We start from the raw sequence: 17,547 nt of genomic DNA, 5'->3' as shown, positions 1-17,547 counted from the left end.
CATCATGTGACGTGAGGTCCCCGTCTACCCACCTGTAGACGGGGACTTTTCTGTGGATTTTGCCTGTTTTATCCACAGAATTATGTAGACCCCTGTTGGGGCCAGCTCCCAGCTGATAAAACTGTGCCATGACACATCGGCTCAACATTCTTGATGAACTGCCCCTCCCAGTGGCTCCGGGTAAGAACCGCCCCCAATCGGCGATTGACTGTTTAGCGCACAGTGCTGAGTTTTTACCCACACGGGGCTCTAGCCCTGGCCTACCCAGCACAAAGATCTCGGTGGACGAGAGCGGCTACCTGATCACTGCCGAAAGTCTCAGGCTAAGTACACCGGAATGGCAGAAATATCGGCAAGAACAAGGCCTCATCAACCTGCATCATGATATCTGGGTTAGCCCTGACCAACCGGTCACTCGGGCGTTCCGGGCTGAAAGCCTGGCCGCCGTGGCACCAGCAGACTACCTGTACCGAATCCGTTTTTCACGGTTAAGTGCGGCCTGGGTGCTGGGCTACACACCCCAGTTTCCGTCAGGGCGCATAGACATTGACTACAGCAGAGATAACCGGTGCAATCTGCCCCGGGCCTACCGAGCCCGTTTTGCTGCCCACCAGACCACCGTCATCCCCTATGACTGCATAACGATCGGGCCTATCCGTGTTACTAGCCCACTGCGCACAGCGGTAGACCTGGTGAGCTACCACGACCAAGTGGAGCACCTGGACGCGGTAATGGCTATTCTTCGGGACCCGCAGAACACCGTAAGCCCTCAGCTTTTCCTTAAGGCCTTGGCCGACAAGCCAAACCTGCGCCGCAGTAGCTATCTAAGAGCCCAACACCTGGCCCAGCAGTGCCTCAAGGGAGGTACAAGCAGGCAGGATGAGCCTAATCGCTCTTACCCCCGAGTAGCAGGCAAGTCCAGCTGGCAAACCTAGAGCAGGTAGCCCCCGTGCAGGAACCCTAGTTTCCCTCTTGAACGGGGCGGGAGCCGGTAAGACGATAGGCCCTGAAAATGCCGTGAACATTACGAATCTGGTTAAGCAGATGCTCAAGCATAAAACGATCAGCCAGTTCCACCGTGTAGCGGTTAACCACAAAGCGGTCGTCACTGGTGTGAACCTTGGCGTCTACAATGTTGCACCCGGCCTCGGAGATAACTCGGATAGTGTCAGACAGTAGAGCCTTACGGTCAATGCCCTCAACCTGAATAGATACGCGGTACACCGAGTTACCATTAGCCGCCCACTCAACCGCCGTTTGTCGGGGATCATCCTGCTGGCTCAGGACATTCGGGCAGTCTACCCGGTGAACAGAAATACCGTGGAGTCGGGTCACGATACCGATGATTTCATCGGGCGGAACCGGTGTGCAACAGCGGGCAATTTTGGTCAAAATGCCCTCAGCACCCGGTACCACTACACCATTGTCGTCACCAACCGATCTACGTTCAGTGACCAGTGAAGTATCAAAACTGCCCGGCTCAACCGCCTGGTGGGTTTCCTCTTCACCGTAGTAGAGGCCAACCAGCGAGGTAATAACAGCCTGGGTTTCGACTTCTCCCTCGCCCACTGAGTGGTAGAGGGTTGCAAGGTCATGCTTGTGTAGGTCCTGGGCTACCTGCAGCATCAGCTCCGGGGTCATCATCTTCGTCAGCGGTAGCTCATGCTGACGCATGGCGCGGATAAGGCGCTCCCGGCCCCGGTTCACCGCCTCCAGACGGCGGCCCTTAGCGTAGTGCTGGCGGATTTTGGTGCGGGCCTTGCTGGTACGGACGAACTTGAGCCAGTCTTCACTGGGCTGGTGATTCTCGTCCTTGGTGGTCATAATTTCCACCGATGATGCCGTCTCAAGCTGGGTGTGCAAGGGTACCAGCTTACCGTTGACCTTAGCGCCAATGGTACGGTCGCCCACCTCAGTGTGGATGGCATAGGCAAAATCAACGGGGGTGGAACCTGAGGGTAAGCTAATTGGCTTGCCCTTCGGAGTCAGAACAACAATCTCGTCAGTTTCCAGAGTCTCGGCTAGCTGTTCATAGAACTGTGCAGATTCCGGGTTGGAGCTAGAGATCTCGGAGATGCTTTGAAGAATACCGATGCTGAAAGCCGCGGTGTTGCTCCCGGCTTCCTTGGGGTAGGACTGTGCGTCAATCATCTCACCGCGTGATGCGGCCTTATAACGCCAGTGGGCCGCTACACCGTACTCGGCCTCCTCGTGCATCTTAAAGGTACGGATCTGGATTTCAAGAGGCAGATCACCAGGACCGTTTACCGTCATATGCAGAGACTGGTAGTGGTTGTGCTTGGGCTGCTTAATGTAATCCTTGAAACGGCCCGGCACAGCTGTCCACAGCGACATAACGTGCCCCAGCGCCGTGTAGCACTCGTCCACAGACTCAACCATCACGCGAACGGCCAAGATATCGTTAATCTCGTCGAAGCTCTTGCCCTTGGTCTTCATCTTCTGATGAATGGAGTAGTAGTGCTTGGGCCGGCCTGTGACGGTAGCCTCAATGCCAACCTGCTTGAGCCGGTCTTCGATAGTGATACGGGCTTGGACCAGATATTTTTCGAGCTTGGGGGTTCGCTCCCCCACCATACGAACAATTTCGCTGTAAATATCCGGGCTCATGGCCGCAAAAGACAGGTCTTCGAGCTCCCATTTGATGGTGTTCAGGCCGAGCCGATGGGCCAAGGGAGCGTAGATTTGCAATGTCTCTTCAGCTTTTTTGGCGGCTGATGCGCTAGAGACAAAGCGCCAGGTTCTGGCGTTGTGCAGCCGGTCTGCCAGCTTGATGAGCAGGACGCGAATATCCTTGCTCATGGAAAGCACCAATTTGCGGATTGTTTCAATCGGGGCGTTCTCACCGTAGGAAACCTTATCGAGTTTCGTGACACCGTCAACCAGGTAGGCTACCTCTTCGCCAAAGTCCTCTGTCAGTTGTTGGTGCGTATATTCGGTGTCCTCAACAGTATCGTGTAGCAAGCCTGCTACGAGTACCGGCCCGGTTGCACCGATCTCAGCCAGAATGGTGGTGACGGCAACGGGGTGAGTGATATAGGGATCGCCGCTCTTACGTTTCTGCCCGCGATGGTAATGGTTAGCGACCTGAAAAGCCCGTTGGAGTACCTCAAGGTCCTCCTCCGGGTGATTTTTCTTAACGGTACGAATTACAGGTGCAAGCACCGGCGAGAAACGCGGGGCATTCTCGGGGCCGTGAACTCTATCGCTCCCAAAGACAAGACGGGTGGGAACGCGACCCGAGGCAGACATCACACGATGGGAGCCGCGAACAGGTTTCTTAGCGTGCCCTGCGGGTACCTTTTGGCTACCTTCTTCAGACCGGCTCATATGGAACACTCCCCTTAAAACTTTATTCTGCGTGTGTGGGTCTATTTTAGTTGAAAAGCTGGGCCTAATGTGGTCAAGGACGCTCATGTTCCGCAGGTAGGTAGTCGGTCAAACTATTTTATCTGTTAAGACAGTGGGGTCGGGCAGAAATACATCTACCCGACCCCTAGCCAAGTTTACTGCTCTGCCCCCTGAGCTACTTGAGATTAATGTGCTGAACAGAGATCAGTACAGGGTCCACTTCTTCTGCAGCCTGGGCATTCTCCTCTTCCTGCGTAATCTCACCAGCGCCTACCTTGGCAACCAAGGCATCGTGCTCCTTGACTGACTTCTCGCGCAACCGCAGAGCGGCGTAGGCTGGGGCTGCCACAAAGAGCGTTCCGGCGGTACCGACGATAATGCCGATAAAGAGCGCCAAGGACAAATCCTTCAGGGTACCAGCGCCTAGAAGGAGCGCACCGATAAAGAGAATCGAGCCCACCGGCAGGATACCCACGATGGAGGTATTGATAGAACGAACCAGAGTTTGGTTGACAGCAAGGTTGAGCTGCTCGCCAAAGGTTGTGTCCTGGCCTTGATCAAGGTTAGCGGTATTCTCACGAATCTTGTCGAAAACCACTACCGTGTCATACAGCGAGTAGCTCAAAACGGTCAAGAAGCCAATGATTGCACTCGGAGTGATCTCGAACCCAATCAAAGCGTAGAGGCCAACAGAGGTAATGATGGTGAAGAGCAAACCCGCAATAGCCGATAGGGACATCTTCCAAGTACGGAAATAGAGAGCCATACCTACCATGACCAGTCCAATGAACCATGCCAGACCCACAAGGGCCTGCCTGGTAACGCCCTCACCCCAGGTGGGGCCCACAAACGATGAGGTCACCTTGTCACTACCTACACCGTAGGCTTTTTGCAGAGCCTGGCCAACTGCTAAAGTTTCGTCGTCGGTGAGCTCACCCATCTGAGCGCGAATAGTGCCATCGGCAATGTTGGTAACGCGCACATCACTAGCTTCGGGGGCGGCCTGGGCGATAGCCTGCTCACCTACAGCAATATCGGTGTTCTGGGTTTGGGAGACAGTAAATTCAGAACCGCCCCGGAACTCGATACCCAGGTTAAAACCGCCACGGATAAACGGGACGAGAGCGGCCGCTACAGTCATCAAAAGAGCTATGGTCAGTAAGCGCTTACGCAGAGCTACGAAGCCGAACGACCGGCGACCTGAGTGAAGATCATTGCCAAACTGAGCCAGTACATTAGCCACGATTGGCCTCCTCGTTCTTGGGTGACTCTGCTTCTTCCGAAGTGTTTTCCTGTTCCTGCTTTTCAGCGGCCAAGCGTTCGAGTCGCTTGCGCTCAGCTAGGCTGAGACGTTCTTGGTTTTCCTGGACGGTACGGACGCGTCCGGCACCACGGTAAAGCGGAGTTGAGCCCAGAGCCACAGGGTCCATGCCCGAGAAACGCCCGCCCCTAGCAAAGTAGTCCTTACGCCCCAGCAGAACCATCACCGGGTGGATAAAGAGGAAAGTGATGATCAGGTCCGAAACGGCGGTAAGACCGAGGGTAAAGGCAAAGCCTCGTACGTTACCCACTGACGCGAAGTAGAGAACCACAGCGGCAAGGAGGTTGACCGCCTTAGAAGCCATAATCGTCCGTTTCGCCCTGTGCCAGCCATGATCAATGGCCGCTGGGATCGTTCGACCCGTCCGAATCTCATCGCGGATACGCTCAAAGTAAACGATGAAAGAGTCAGCCATCAGGCCAATAGATACGATCAGACCGGCTACACCTGCCAAGGAGAGGCGGTAATTCATCACGTAACCCAGCAGAACGATAACACCGTAGGACAGTAAACCCGCCACCAAGATTGAGGTGATATTGACTAGGCCAACCAGACGGTACTGGAAAAGCGAATAGACAAAAACCAAGAGCAGGCCGATCAGGCCGGCGATCAGACCCATCTTGAGTTGTTCAGCACCCAGGGTAGCCGAAATCTGCTGCTCCGACTGAATGGTGAAGCTGATGGGCAGCGCCCCATATTTAAGCTGTTCAGCAAGGTTCTTTGCAGTTTCCTCAGTGAAGTTACCGGTAATCTGCGGCTTACCATCAGAGATCACGGCCTGGGTTACAGGTGAGGACAGAACCTGCCCGTCAAGCATAATTGCGAACCGTGCCCGTGCATCAGAAGGGTTGGCACCACGAATAGCATTCAGACGGGTGGTGACGTTCTTAAAAGTTTCGGTAGCAGCGGGGTCAAAGACAATGTTTACCCCCCATTGACCGGTCGAGATTCCGGTGGAGTTTGTGACCGGCGAATAGCTAGCGGTCTCAATATCGGTACCGTTAATTTCGATGGGACCCAGAATATATTTCTCTGTCCCATCGGTAGAACAGGCAACAATAGCCGCCCGGGGATCCTGAGCGGAAGTATCAACATGAGCCGGGAGGGCGCAGTCCAGAGCCTCATACTGCCGCCAAAGTTCAGAAGTTACCCAATTAGTATCCGAGCCATCAGCAGGTTCAGCAGTGGGCTTGGGCAGGGCATCTTCTGCAAGAGCCTTATCAGCGGCAACAGCTTCAGCTGGTCCTGCGCTGATGACCGCACGGAAGCTCATCTGGGCTGATGTCTGTATCAGGTTGCGTGTCTCCGAGCTCAGGGTTCCGGGAACGGATACCACAACATTCTGCCCTGACTGGGTGGTAATCTCGGCTTCAGCAACACCTGAACCATCCACACGCTGGCGGATAATCTCAACGGCCTGATCAAGCTGTTCCGCCGTAATGGTACCGCCCTCAGCGTCATTAACCTGGGGTGCCAAAATAAGCTGGGTGCCGCCGGACAGATCAAGTGCAAGTTTAGGTAACCAGCTACCGCCCGATGATGTGGTGCTGAAAATACCACCGGCAACGATAAGCAAGACAAGCGCCATGGAAGCAAGTGCTCCCCTAGCCTTGGCTACGGTGGCTGTCTTAGCCATGAATGCCTCTTCTTTTCTACAAAATGGTGACTGGAAGGTGAAAAGGCGCACCACCGTGGACAGATGGCGCACCTTTGAAGTGTGATTAGTTAGTTGGCCGGGTCATCGGCAACCTGACCCTCAAGTGTGGGTTTGGTTTGCGCTGCTGATTCCTCGGTGGGCTTGTTGCTCTCCTCAATGGTCGTTACAGTCATCAGGTGAACTTTAACGACGGTGCCGGGAGCGATTTCCAGGTAAGCAACGTTTTGCTCACGATCCAGGGAATCAAGGGTGCCAAAAAGACCGAAATTGGTCATTACCTTAGTGCCGGGAACCATGGTTTCCTGCCGCTCTTTAAGCTGTTGCTGAGCCTTTTTAGCTCGGCGGGCCGGAAGCACGATAAGAATAATCATCATCAGGCCAAGGAGCAGGAACATAAACAGGGGTGAACCGCTTTCCACTGGTGTCCTCTTATCTTTGGGATAGGGTCAAGAAACTAAATTCCTATTCTATGCCAGAAAGCTGAGCTAGGACCCAACGACAGGGCCAGCATTCCCTATTTTCGTCACTAGGGAAGTTCAGGAGGCTCCAGGCCCAGGTGTTCCCAAGCAAGCGGTAGTGCCACACGCCCCCTGGGGGTCCGACCTATGAGGCCTTCTCGCACAAGATAGGGTTCAGCAACGGTTTCCACGGTTTCGGTTTCTTCACCTACTGCAATTGCCAGGGTGGAAAGCCCCACCGGGCCACCACCGAATTTGGTTATCAGCGCTGTCAGAACAGCCCGATCGAGCCGGTCAAGGCCACGCTCATCGACCTCATACATATTGAGGGCGGTAGCTGCTGCGGCAGCGTCTATGCGCTGGATGCCGTGAACCAGAGCCCAGTCCCGCACTCGACGCAAGAGACGGTTAGCGATACGGGGTGTACCGCGTGAACGGCCAGCAATTTCGGCAAAGCCCTCGGAAGAAATATTGAGCTCCATGAGCCCTGCTGACCGTCGGATAACGCTTTCCAGCTCAGCAACAGAGTAGAACTCAAGGTGACCGGTGAACCCAAAACGGTCACGGAGCGGACCGGGTAGCAGACCAGCGCGCGTGGTAGCCCCCACCAGGGTAAAGGGCGGCAACTCAAGCGGGATAGAGGTAGCGCCAGCGCCCTTGCCCACCACAATATCGACCCTAAAATCTTCCATAGCCATATAGAGCATTTCCTCAGCGGGCCTACTCATACGGTGAATTTCATCCAAGAAGAGAACTTCACCGGGAGTCAGGGACGAAAGAATAGCAGCCAGATCACCCGAATGTTGTATAGCCGGGCCGCTGGTAATTCTGAGCGGGGCATCCATCTCGGCTGCAATAATCATAGCCAGTGTTGTCTTACCCAATCCGGGTGGGCCAGAGAGCAAGACATGGTCTGCTGAGCGGCCACGCAATTTTGAGGCTTCCAGAACGAGCGAAAGCTGTTGACGCACCCGGTGCTGACCCACAAAATCATCAAGTGATTTGGGGCGCAGGGCGGCCTCAATCATCTTCTCTTCTGGCTCTTCGTCCATAGAGACCAGGCGGCCTCCGGGGGCAGGCCCGTCTGCGTTGGGAAATTGACTCATGCTTTTTCTGGCTTCTTAAATTCGAGGGGAAGGCAACAAGAAATTCTAGCGGCCGGTTGTGCTCTGGTTGCCCAGGGAAGCAAGCACGGAGCGGAGGGCTTGGGCAAGGCCCATAGTCTCGGCCTTAGGGTTATGTTCGATAAAGGACTCGATAGCAGCTGCGGCATCCTTTTCATTCCAGCCCAGGCTGGTCAGGGCATCTTGTACCTGGGGTTTCCAGCTAACGCCCTGGTTGATGGGTAGCTGATCGCTGGCACCATCGGCGAGGATTAGCTTACCTGCCAGCTCTAGCACAACACGTCGCGCCCCCTTGGGGCCGATACCGGGCACCCTGGTAAAGGCCTTATCGTCACCGGTAGCAACAGCCCGTTCAACCTCGGCAGGAGTGTGTACACCCAACACGGCCAAGGCAATACGGGGGCCAATACCCGAAACCGAGAGCATCATGTCAAAGACCTCACGCTCAGCGGCCTCAGCAAAACCGTAGAGAGTCATAGAATCTTCGCGCACAATCATGGTGGTAAGCACGGTAGCCTGCTCCCCCAGCCGTAGATGGGAGGCAGTTCGGGCGGTTAAGTGCACAAGCATGCCAAAGCCATTGACATCAATAACGGCAGTATCGAGGCCCAGGTGGGTTACCGTACCGGTGAGAGAGCTAATCATAGAAACAGTCTATTCGAATATATGTACTAAAACAAGGTGGGTTTATGAGCGCCGAGCACGCGACTCAGCTTCTAACCATGCCTTTTGGGCAGGCGTTAGCTGCCCAGAAAGCCGGGATGCAGCAGGCTGGGATCCCTGGTGGGTTTGGGTTTTGGCGGCCATATTAATGCCCGAACCAATGCTACCCCCACGCCAGCCGTGACAAATCGCGAGGGCTAGAGCATCGGCGGCATCGGCAGGTTTGGGCATGGTGTCAAGGCCCAAAATTCTTGTGACCATTCTGCCCACAGAGGCCTTGTCGGCCCGGCCTGAACCTGTCACAGCGGCCTTAACCTCGGAGGGCGTATGGAAATGCACCGGTACCCCGCGCGCCGCAGCCGCCACTATCACCACACCAGAGGCATGAGCGGTACCGATAACGGTATTCACTTGCTCCTGCGCAAACACACGTTCAATGGCCAGAGCGTCGGGCTGGTAGGTATCGAGCCATTCTTCCGCTGCCCGAAAAATCTTAAGAATGCGCTGGTCAAGACTTTCGGCCGCGGCCGTTCCGGACACCCCCACCTTGACAAAGTGAGCCTGCCGGTTGGCCGTCATATCAATCAGGCCAAAACCGCACCGGGTCAAGCCCGGATCCACACCTAAAATACGGGCAGCGCCCGGAACCCGCTGCACAGCGGTTTCCGGGCGCCGGGTTGAGGTGCTGGCAGGTACAAGCCTGCCGGTTGGTACACCCTTGACCATTGCTAGGTTTTACTCAGCTTCCAGCTCGGCCATAACAGCCTCGTTGATATCGGCGTTGGAGTAGACGTTCTGAACGTCATCAAGTTCTTCAACGGCATCGGCCAGCTTAAGGAACTTCTTGGCGCCCTCGGCGTCCAGATCCACATTCATGGTGGGGCGGAAGACGGGGTCATCATTGTTGTATTCCAGCTCAGCATCAACCAGAGCCTTACGGATAGCAGGCAGGTCAGTTGCCTCGGAGACAACGGTGAAAACGTCGCCCTCGTCGATAACTTCCTCAGCACCGGCATCGAGAACAGCCATCAGCACGTCGTCCTCGGTCAGGCCGTCAGTCTTGGCGACCTCAACAACGCCCTTGCGCTCAAAGAGGAAGGCTACAGAGCCGGAGTCTGCCATGGTGCCTCCGTTGCGGGTAACAGCTGTACGAACTTCTGCCGCGGCGCGGTTGCGGTTATCGGTCAGACACTCAATGTAGAGAGCGGTGCCCTGGGGGCCGCGAGCCTCGTACATGATTTCGGTGTAGTCAATGGCTTCACCGGTCAGGCCGGCACCGCGCTTGATTGCGCGCTCGACGTTATCGTTGGGAACAGAGTTCTTCTTAGCCTTTGAAACAGCCAGATCAAGGGCGGGGTTACCGGCCGGATCGGGGCCACCCATGCGCGCAGCAACTTCAATTGCCTTGATGTACTTGGCAAAGGCCTTGGCGCGCTTGGCGTCAATAGCGGCTTTCTTGTGCTTGGTTGTGGCCCATTTGGAATGACCTGACATGATTCTCCTTGTGCTTTTGAAGTTCCCGGCTATGCGGGCACCTTTTGACGCGTTCTATTCTAGCGATTTCGGCTCTGCTTCGCAGAACCCTCAGCATGGGCCCTGTCTTCGGGTCCCGGTTTAGCCCCCGAGCCCTTAACGAGGGCGAGCAATCGCGGAGGCTCGAGCCTGCTCAATCAGGCTGTCGTCAATGTCTACCGGTACGAATTCACCGTATTTTTTGAGCGCGGCCTGCTTGATTAAGAAATCCGAGATAGCGGGGTTCTTAGGCAGGAGGGAGCCGTGCAGATAGGTTCCCACTACGTTGTGGACACGAGCGCCCTCCCCTGTATCGGACTTGTTGTTGCCGTCTCCCTTGGTAACGGTAGCCAGTGGTTTGGTATCACCGTTCAGGTAGGTCAGACCCGAGTGATTCTCAAAGCCAACAAGGATTCCGAACTCAGCTGATTCCTCGACAATATTTCCGATCAGGCGTTCCTCACTGCCCACGGTGTGAGCATCGAAGACACCGATACCCTGTAGCCTCTGACCGCTGACAGTTTTAAAGTCTTGACCGAAAAGCTGATAGAGCCCACAAATGACCAGCATGGGGGTGCCATCAGCCGCGAGCTGGCGCAGAGTCTCAGCGCGGGCCAGCAAATCGTCCTGGATACGGGACTGGCCTGAGTCCTGCCCGCCGCCACCTAGGAAGATGTCGCCGTCCTTAGGGAACGGGTCACCGGGATTGTAGTCCACAACTTCAACGGAGAAACCGTGGGCCTTGGCACGCCGAGACAGAGACAGAGTATTACCCCAGTCACCGTAGATGTTCATGTCACGCGGGTAGAGCTGAACAATCTTCAGGTGTTTTTCACTTGCTAGATCAGCAGAGGCTTCGTGGCCGGGCTGGTTCTGGAGCTGGCTCATGAAATGGCCTCCACATCGGTAATCTTGGCTAGTTCTTTTCGGATCGCAAGCATGGCGGTGTAAGTGCAGAAGATGCGCATGGGGCGGCCCTGGGACCGAGTAATGAAGGTAGCCAGTGCCTGCTCCAGGTCTTCGTTAACAGCTTCTACAGGAACCTCATCATGTTCAAGGCGCAGGGCCATATCGTAGGCTCGCACGCCTGAAACCATGCTGACCCCACCATTTATCAATGAGTGGAAGTCGACGTCCCAGAGCCAGGACACATCGCGCCCATCGGCGTAGGCATCGTTAATGGTGATCATGGTTGAGTAGTCCCGGGCGTCGGCCGAGGCCAGTGATAGGCGGAAGCCGCTGGGGTTCTTGACCAGTAGAAGCTGGAGGGTTTGGCCCTTAACGGTCAGGGTTTCACCGCGACCAAAGGCAGGGGTGATATGTTCAAGCTCAGCCAGTAGCTGATCGGTCTTGAGCTTCTCCCCCATCACTGCGCGGGTCAGCGCTATAGCGGCGGCAGCGTTAAAGATGTTGTAGACACCGTAGAGGTTGATGGTGCCCTGCACTTCCTGACCGTCAAGGTCAAAGGTTGCCTGGGTACCCTTAAAGTCTTTGAGAGTGACCGCGGCTGCGGGCCTTTGAGGCCGGCTAACCACCTGAGCCTTACCGTCCGGGCCAAGACGCATCTGATCATCTGAGGGGAAGAGCACACGGAGCTTATCGGAAAGACCGAAGTAGCTGGTCTTGGTGCCTTCAAGCAGGTTCTCTGCTAGGGAGAGGATGCGCGGGTCTTCGCGGTTGAGAACTACAGTGCCGGTGGTAGCGCCCGCAACGCTGGCCAGCATGCGGCAGGTGGTATCGATTTCACCAAAGCGGTCAAGCTGGTCGCGCAGAACATTCAGCAAGAGCGAGTAGCGGGGCTTGACCATGCGCACAAAGTGAACGGCGTGAGCCTCATCAAGTTCAAGAACAGCGATGTCGGCATCAAGCTTGCCGGTCAGGCTCATCTCACCTAGCAGGGCCGCAGCAACACCGCGCACAAAGTTAGACCCGGTCCGGTTGGTGAAAACTTTTAGACCCTGAGACTCCAGCAGTTGGACCACCATCTTGGTGGTGGTGGTTTTGCCGTTGGTGCCCGAGACAACAACGACGCCGTGCGGAAGTTTAGCGAGTTCTTGGGCCACAAAATTTGGGTGGAGCTTTTCCATGACCAGGCCGGGGAAAGCTGAACCGCCCCCGCGTAACTTAGTTGCATAACGAATGCCTTGGCCAACAAGGCGTACTACAGGTCGTGACATGCTCTCTATCTTACTGGTTTGCTCCACGCTAGCCAGCCAAGCCCACGCCCACCGCCTTTCCTGCTGGTTTTAGAAAGGTTTCCAGCCCCCGGTCAGTGAGTAGATCTTTTGGTTCGGGGTGCTAGCGAGAATAGCTTGGACCGCACGAGCTGACCGGCTACCGGCGGCACAGTAAACCACAAGCGGCAACTCTGAGGGGTTCTCCATAAGTTCGCCCAGTGTTCTGCCCTTGCTCAGCTCTGCTAGAAGCTGGTCAAGAGGCAGATGCTGATCGTGTTCGTAGTGGCCGCCCCGGCGTTCGTCCGGACTGCGAACATCAAGTAGCTGGTAACGCTCCCGGTTCAGCCGCAGGTCCTCGTAGCTGATGGAGGGTACCTGCTGGCTATCCTGCTCACTCGAATAGCGCTGAATCTCTGCGAGCGCCGTCTTGAGGTTTCGGGTGGGTTGGCGGTTGGGGTCGGGGGTGATGGTCAGGGTTCTGGTGGTTGCTGTTCGTGCGTCGAAGAGCCAGAGTGTGCCCAGTAGTGGTTGGGGTAGGCCGGTGATGAGTTTGATGGCTTCGGTGGCCATGATGGAGCCGACTGTTCCGCAGAGGGATCCGAGTACTCCGCCTACGGCGCAGGTGGGGACGGATTGGGGGTGGGGCATGTCGGGGTAGAGGTCGCGCAGGCTCCAGCCTTGTCTTGGGTGGCTGTTGAGGTAGCGGGGTGCGGACCAGAAGACGGTGGCTTGGGCTGTGTATTGGGAGAGGGTGCCCCAGATGAGGGGTTTGCCGAGTATTTCGCAGGTGTCAGCTACCAGGTAGCGGGTGGCGAAGTTGTCTGAGCCGTCGATGATGAGGTCGTAGGAGGCGAGCAGGTTTTCGATGTTGTGGGGTGTGAGGTAGAAGGGGTGGGCTGTGGCCTTGATGGAGGGGTTGAGGGCTTGGACTTGTTCGACGGCGGATATGGCTTTGTTTTTTCCGGCGTTTTGCCAGCGGTGGATGATTTGGCGTTGGAGGTTGGATTCTTCGATGGTGTCTCCGTCGATGATGTCCAGGTGGCCTATTCCTGCGGCGGCGAGGTAGAGGGCCAGTGGTGAGCCGAGCCCTCCTGCTCCGATGATCAGGACGCGGGCGGCGGCGAGGCGGCCTTGGCCGGTTTCTCCGATGCCGGGCAGGCTGGTGTGCCGTGCACCGATGCGGGCTTGGAGTTCGCTCAGGTGCGGGAGGGGTTCAACCAGCGGTGCTAGGGGTGGTAGTTCTTGACTCATGCTCTGCCTTTAGCTCTGGTGGGTGAGGTCCTGGGCGGTGGGGGTGCCCTGTAAGATGCGCCCTTGCATGGGTGATGAGGCTTGGGCGTGGTGTCGTTTGGGGATGCGGCCGGCCTGCCGGGCCAGGTAGCCGGCTTGGACGGCGTGGCGCATGGCCTGTGCCATGGCGACTGGGTCTTGGGCGCGGGTGACTGCTGAGGCCAGCAGGACGGCGCTGCATCCGAGTTCCATGGCGAGCGCGGCTTCTGAGGCTGTGCCGATTCCGGCATCGAGGATGACGGGTAGCTCGGTCTGCTCTGCGATCATTTGGATGTTGTGGGGGTTGAGGATTCCTAGGCCGGTGCCGATGGGTGCGCCTAGGGGCATGATGGCGCTTGCGCCGGCGCGTTCGAGTTGGCGTGCCACGATGGGGTCATCGTTGGTGTAGGCGAAGACGGTGAAGCCGCGTGAGGCGAGCTGTTCGGTGGCCTCGAGTAGTTCGAGGGTGTCAGGGAGCAGGGTGGTTTCGTCGGCTATGACTTCGAGTTTGACCCAGTGGGTTTCGAGTGCTTCTCTGCCGAGTTCTGCGGTGAGGGTGGCGTCTCTGGCGGTGTAGCAGCCGGCTGTGTTGGGCAGGATTTTGATGCCCTTGCGTTGGATGATGGAGAAGAGTGATTCGCTGGTGGTGGGTGTGTAGCGGCGTAGGGCTACGGTGGTGAGTTCGGTGCCCGATGCGGTGAGGGCTTCTTCTAGGTTGGTCAGGGAGGTGATTCCGCCTGTTCCCATGATGAGCCGGGAGTTGAGTCTTACTCCGTCGATGATGAGCTGGTCCTTGATGCCGGTCATGGTACTAGCCTCCTTGGACTGCGGTGATGACTTCGAGTGTGTCGCCCTCGGCTAGCGGTGTGTCTTGCCAGGTGCTTCGGGGTATGACGGTTTGGTTGCGGGCTATGGCGATTCCTCGGCGGGTGTCTTCTTGGGCTAGTGAGCTGCCGTGGAGGTGTTCGACGGCGGTGAGCACGGTTGCTGTTTCGGGGAGGGTGGTGGGTTGGCCGTTGAGCAGGATGTTCATGGGTGTGCCTTTCGGTTTGAGGGCAGGGGCGGGTTTAGCAGAGTGTCAGGGTTAGAGGGTATCGGGTTGAGCGAACCTGTAGGGGTTGCAGGTAGCTAGGTCTGCCAGGTCTTGTTCTGTGGTCTGGCCGGTGAGCTGGCGGGTGATGAGTTGGGCGGCCCAGGGGGCCAGGAGGATTCCGTGGCGGAAGAAGCCGGTGGCTAGCAGAGCGCCGGTGATTGGCTGGCCCCGGTGGGTGAGCTGGCCGATGAGGGGGATGTCATCGGGGGTTCCCGGTCGGGCGCGCGCTGTGGCCTCGTGTATTTCGAGTTCGCTCAGGGCGGGCACGAGTTCGTGGGCGTCGCGCAGGAGCTGGTAGATTCCGCCTGCGCTCAGTCCGGTTTGCTGGTCTTCTCGCATGGTGGCTCCTAGGACCAGGGTGTTGTCCTTGCGCGGAACCAGGTAGACGGGGTTGCCCCGGACAACCCCTCGGATGGTCCGGGTGAGGAAGGGCCGTTGGTGGGGCGGGACCGTTAGGCGCAGAATATCGCCGTGGACGGGCCTCAGCGGCAGACTTTCTAGCGAGTCCGGGCCGTGCAGTTGGGTTGCGGCAAGCCCGTTGGCAACTACCACTTGGGTGCTGGCCATGCTCCCTTGGTTCCCATCGGCATCAACCCAGCTCACACCGGTAACCGTGCCGTCTTCTAGGGTGATGCCCTGCGCACTTGCACGAATAACCCTTCCCGCAAGCTCTTGGTCAAGGGCGCGCATCAGGCGGCGTGGGTCTATCTGGTGGTCTTGGGCTATGGCAACGGCTCCGGCTAGCGAGGGGCTGAGGACGGGTTCGCGGCGGCGAGCAGCTCGGGCTCCGATGGGCTCTGGTGTGAGCCCCAGTTCTTGCTGGTAGGTGGCAAGTTCAGTCAGGTGCTGGGCATCGGCCCGGTCAAAGGCCAGCACAAGGGTTTCGGTGGGCCTCCACCCGACGCTCTGGCCGCTAGTGGCCTCTAACCTTGCGACAAATTCGGGGTAGAGCTGGGCGGAGGTACGCATCAGCGGGAGCAGGGCCTCTTGGCGGTACTGCACTTCTGAGATAGAGGCCAGCATTCCGGCGGCGGCAAAGGAGGCACCGCTACCCGGGTGCGGGTCTAACACAATGGGTTGCCGTCCGGCCTGGAGCAAATGCCAGGCTGTACTGAGCCCGATGACTCCCCCACCGATAAGGACGATGTCGGCCTGCTTGGGTGGTGTCGCTTCAGGGTCTTGCCCCGAAGAACCTATCCTTGGTTCCTTCTGGCAGTTGAGCAGGGTACTGGACATGGTGAACAGATCCTTCCGGCGGCATGACCCGCATCAAGTTGACGGTCGGCTTTCGCCCTCTCAGCGCGCTTTGGGCACAGGTGCCGCGCGCTCCCGTATGTTCTGCCCCTAGTATAGGAAGTAACAGTGTCTGAAAAAAATAGATACGTGACTCGGGAGGTAAAAATGCCCCAAAAGAATTTTGTTAACGTCACAGAGCCGTCATATACGCGCGCTCAAGGCCTTGAATTACTGGCCGCGGCTCAGCTCTACCTGTGCACTGATGCGCGCACCGAGCAGGGGGACCTCACAGAATTTTTGACCAAGGCTTTTGACGGGGGCGTGGATATTATCCAGCTGCGCGATAAGACCCTGCCGGTCAATGAAGAACTTGAAGCACTCGCACTACTAAAAGAGATTGCCCACCGGGCGGGCAAACTTTTTGCAGTCAATGACCGGGCCGATATTGCCGCACTGGTAGGGGCAGATATTTTCCATATGGGCCAGACCGATCTGACACCCAATCAGGCCCGTAGTTTGCTAGGCCCCGATGTGCTCTTGGGCCTATCAACGCACACACCGGCCCAGGGTCTAGCAGCTTTGAGTCACCCCGAGGTTGACTACTTCGCCTGCGGCCCGGTCTGGGAAACTCCCACCAAGCCCGGCCGTCCGGCCGCTGGCCTAGACTACATCAGCTACATCGCCGCCCAGCAACCGCGCAAACCCTGGTTTGCTATTGGCTCTATCAACCAGGAAAGCCTGCCGCAGGTAGTACAGGCAGGAGCCAGCCGGATCGTCGTGGTTCGCGCCCTCACCCAGAGTTCCGATGTTTCCAAGGCCGCTCACCAGCTCCGCCAGGGCCTGCCTCCACTACTCGGGGCATAAGATAACCTGGTAACTCACCAAGCAGGCAAGGGAAAAGGGGCTTTTCGGTGTACGGTCTTCTCGATGATGTTCTTATGGGGCACGATTTTGTGTGGCGAGATATCACCTGGCGGGAGCGCGCCCCGGTTCTGACAGTTGAACCTCTCCAAGCCGGTAAGCCAGCGGGGCAGGTTCATACCCTACCTATCACCCCGGGTGCCTTCCTAGGGGTTCGGGTTCTACAGCCCGGGGAAGAATCTGCGGGAACCTACTGCACCGGTTATGCCCAAGCCAAGACTGATGGACCCGGTTTTACTCACCTGCCCTGCCCCAGCTCCGCCCTGGTGCCAAAAGGTAAGCAGTGCCCCACTTGCCTGGCCCGCGACGAGTTTGCTCCCATTCACCGGGTGCATTTAGGGGCGCAGATGACCCCGGCAGCGTTAGATTACGTTAACCTAGAGCATTTTCTCTATATTGCGACCTTTCCCGATGCCACCTCAAAGGTCGGGACCGCTTCGCTCCACTCCAATCCGCGCCGTCTGGACGATCAAGCGGTCGCTACAGCCACGATTATTGCCCGCGCGCAGACCGGCATCATTGTGCGCCAGCTAGAAGATTTCGTGTCCCGGGACGCTAACCTGAGCCAGTTTAAACACGCCTCCACCAAGTACCGTTCCTGGGTGAACCCGCTGACCCCCGCAGAGATTAAGTCAGCCCACTATATGGCAGTCGAGGCCGCCACCTGGGCACTTGAAGATGCCGCTGACACTATCAGCGGGTTCCAGCCACTGGCTGAGCCTTGGGTGCCTTCACTGGCTATGGGGC

The 17,547-nt window shown here is 57.2% G+C and carries 17 protein-coding genes and 1 riboswitch; of the genes, 3 read left to right on the top strand and 14 right to left on the bottom strand.

Annotated elements, in window-relative coordinates:
- The first annotated feature begins 128 nt into the window (after positions 1–128).
- Entirely contained in the window at positions 129–935 is an 807-nt protein-coding gene (locus ACN080_RS05190; protein WP_419113222.1) for a type IV toxin-antitoxin system AbiEi family antitoxin, read from the top strand.
- A gap of 25 nt (positions 936–960) precedes the next feature.
- Here the strand turns inward: ACN080_RS05190 and ACN080_RS05185 are convergent, their stop codons facing one another.
- The 14 genes from ACN080_RS05185 to thiO all read right to left on the bottom strand — a co-directional run bounded on the left by ACN080_RS05185 (position 961) and on the right by thiO (position 15,879).
- On the bottom strand, positions 961–3,348 hold the full coding sequence (locus ACN080_RS05185) for a RelA/SpoT family protein (protein ID WP_419113221.1): 2,388 nt from the start codon (positions 3,346–3,348) through the stop codon (positions 961–963).
- A 196-nt stretch (positions 3,349–3,544) separates the two neighbouring features.
- Positions 3,545–4,612, bottom strand: a complete 1,068-nt coding sequence (gene secF / locus ACN080_RS05180; RefSeq protein ID WP_419113220.1) for a protein translocase subunit SecF — start codon at positions 4,610–4,612, stop codon at positions 3,545–3,547.
- Positions 4,605–6,326: a protein translocase subunit SecD gene (gene secD / locus ACN080_RS05175; protein ID WP_419113219.1), complete on the bottom strand. Its 1,722-nt coding sequence runs from the start codon at positions 6,324–6,326 to the stop codon at positions 4,605–4,607. The genes secF and secD overlap by 8 nt, the downstream gene beginning before the upstream one ends.
- 89 nt (positions 6,327–6,415) lie before the next feature.
- Positions 6,416–6,766: a preprotein translocase subunit YajC gene (locus ACN080_RS05170; RefSeq protein WP_419099632.1), complete on the bottom strand. Its 351-nt coding sequence runs from the start codon at positions 6,764–6,766 to the stop codon at positions 6,416–6,418.
- 107 nt (positions 6,767–6,873) lie between these two features.
- The gene (gene ruvB, locus ACN080_RS05165; RefSeq protein ID WP_419099631.1) at positions 6,874–7,911 is read right to left on the bottom strand and encodes a Holliday junction branch migration DNA helicase RuvB; all 1,038 of its coding nucleotides are present in this window, start codon (positions 7,909–7,911) and stop codon (positions 6,874–6,876) included.
- Between the two features lie 45 nt (positions 7,912–7,956).
- Positions 7,957–8,574 (bottom strand): Holliday junction branch migration protein RuvA, encoded by a 618-nt coding sequence (gene ruvA / locus ACN080_RS05160; protein WP_419099630.1) that lies wholly within the window; start codon positions 8,572–8,574, stop codon positions 7,957–7,959.
- A 42-nt stretch (positions 8,575–8,616) separates the two neighbouring features.
- The gene (gene ruvC, locus ACN080_RS05155; protein ID WP_419110387.1) at positions 8,617–9,318 is read right to left on the bottom strand and encodes a crossover junction endodeoxyribonuclease RuvC; all 702 of its coding nucleotides are present in this window, start codon (positions 9,316–9,318) and stop codon (positions 8,617–8,619) included.
- Positions 9,319–9,327: 9 nt separating this feature from the next.
- Positions 9,328–10,086: a YebC/PmpR family DNA-binding transcriptional regulator gene (locus ACN080_RS05150; RefSeq protein WP_419099628.1), complete on the bottom strand. Its 759-nt coding sequence runs from the start codon at positions 10,084–10,086 to the stop codon at positions 9,328–9,330.
- Between the two features lie 135 nt (positions 10,087–10,221).
- A complete protein-coding gene (locus ACN080_RS05145) occupies positions 10,222–10,992 on the bottom strand; it encodes a type 1 glutamine amidotransferase (protein WP_419113218.1) in 771 nt (256 codons plus the stop codon).
- A complete protein-coding gene (locus ACN080_RS05140; RefSeq protein WP_419113248.1) occupies positions 10,989–12,290 on the bottom strand; it encodes a MurT ligase domain-containing protein in 1,302 nt (433 codons plus the stop codon). Before ACN080_RS05140 ends, ACN080_RS05145 begins: the two co-directional genes overlap by 4 nt.
- Before the next feature lie 60 nt (positions 12,291–12,350).
- Positions 12,351–13,532 carry a ThiF family adenylyltransferase gene (locus ACN080_RS05135; protein WP_419113217.1) on the bottom strand — a complete coding sequence of 394 codons (1,182 nt, stop codon included), beginning with the start codon at positions 13,530–13,532 and terminating at the stop codon, positions 12,351–12,353.
- Positions 13,533–13,541: 9 nt separating this feature from the next.
- The gene (locus ACN080_RS05130) at positions 13,542–14,357 is read right to left on the bottom strand and encodes a thiazole synthase (protein ID WP_419113216.1); all 816 of its coding nucleotides are present in this window, start codon (positions 14,355–14,357) and stop codon (positions 13,542–13,544) included.
- A gap of 4 nt (positions 14,358–14,361) precedes the next feature.
- A complete protein-coding gene (thiS, locus tag ACN080_RS05125) occupies positions 14,362–14,583 on the bottom strand; it encodes a sulfur carrier protein ThiS (RefSeq protein WP_419104547.1) in 222 nt (73 codons plus the stop codon).
- A 51-nt stretch (positions 14,584–14,634) separates the two neighbouring features.
- Complete coding sequence (gene thiO / locus ACN080_RS05120; protein WP_419113215.1) at positions 14,635–15,879, bottom strand: glycine oxidase ThiO; 1,245 nt, start codon at positions 15,877–15,879, stop codon at positions 14,635–14,637.
- Positions 15,872–15,986: riboswitch (TPP riboswitch) on the bottom strand. It overlaps the preceding gene by 8 nt.
- A gap of 58 nt (positions 15,987–16,044) precedes the next feature.
- On the opposite strand from thiO, the gene thiE reads away from it, so the two are divergent.
- Together thiE and ACN080_RS05110 are read left to right on the top strand one after the other, a co-directional pair.
- Entirely contained in the window at positions 16,045–16,743 is a 699-nt protein-coding gene (gene thiE, locus ACN080_RS05115) for a thiamine phosphate synthase (RefSeq protein ID WP_419113214.1), read from the top strand.
- A gap of 47 nt (positions 16,744–16,790) precedes the next feature.
- A partial coding sequence (locus ACN080_RS05110; RefSeq protein ID WP_419113213.1) for a hypothetical protein occupies positions 16,791–17,547 on the top strand: 757 nt, incomplete at its 3' end.

It is taken from the genome of Rothia sp. CCM 9416 (assembly GCF_048513535.1).
Lineage (GTDB): Bacteria > Actinomycetota > Actinomycetes > Actinomycetales > Micrococcaceae > Rothia.
This window is presented reverse-complemented; position numbering and strand designations above follow the sequence as displayed.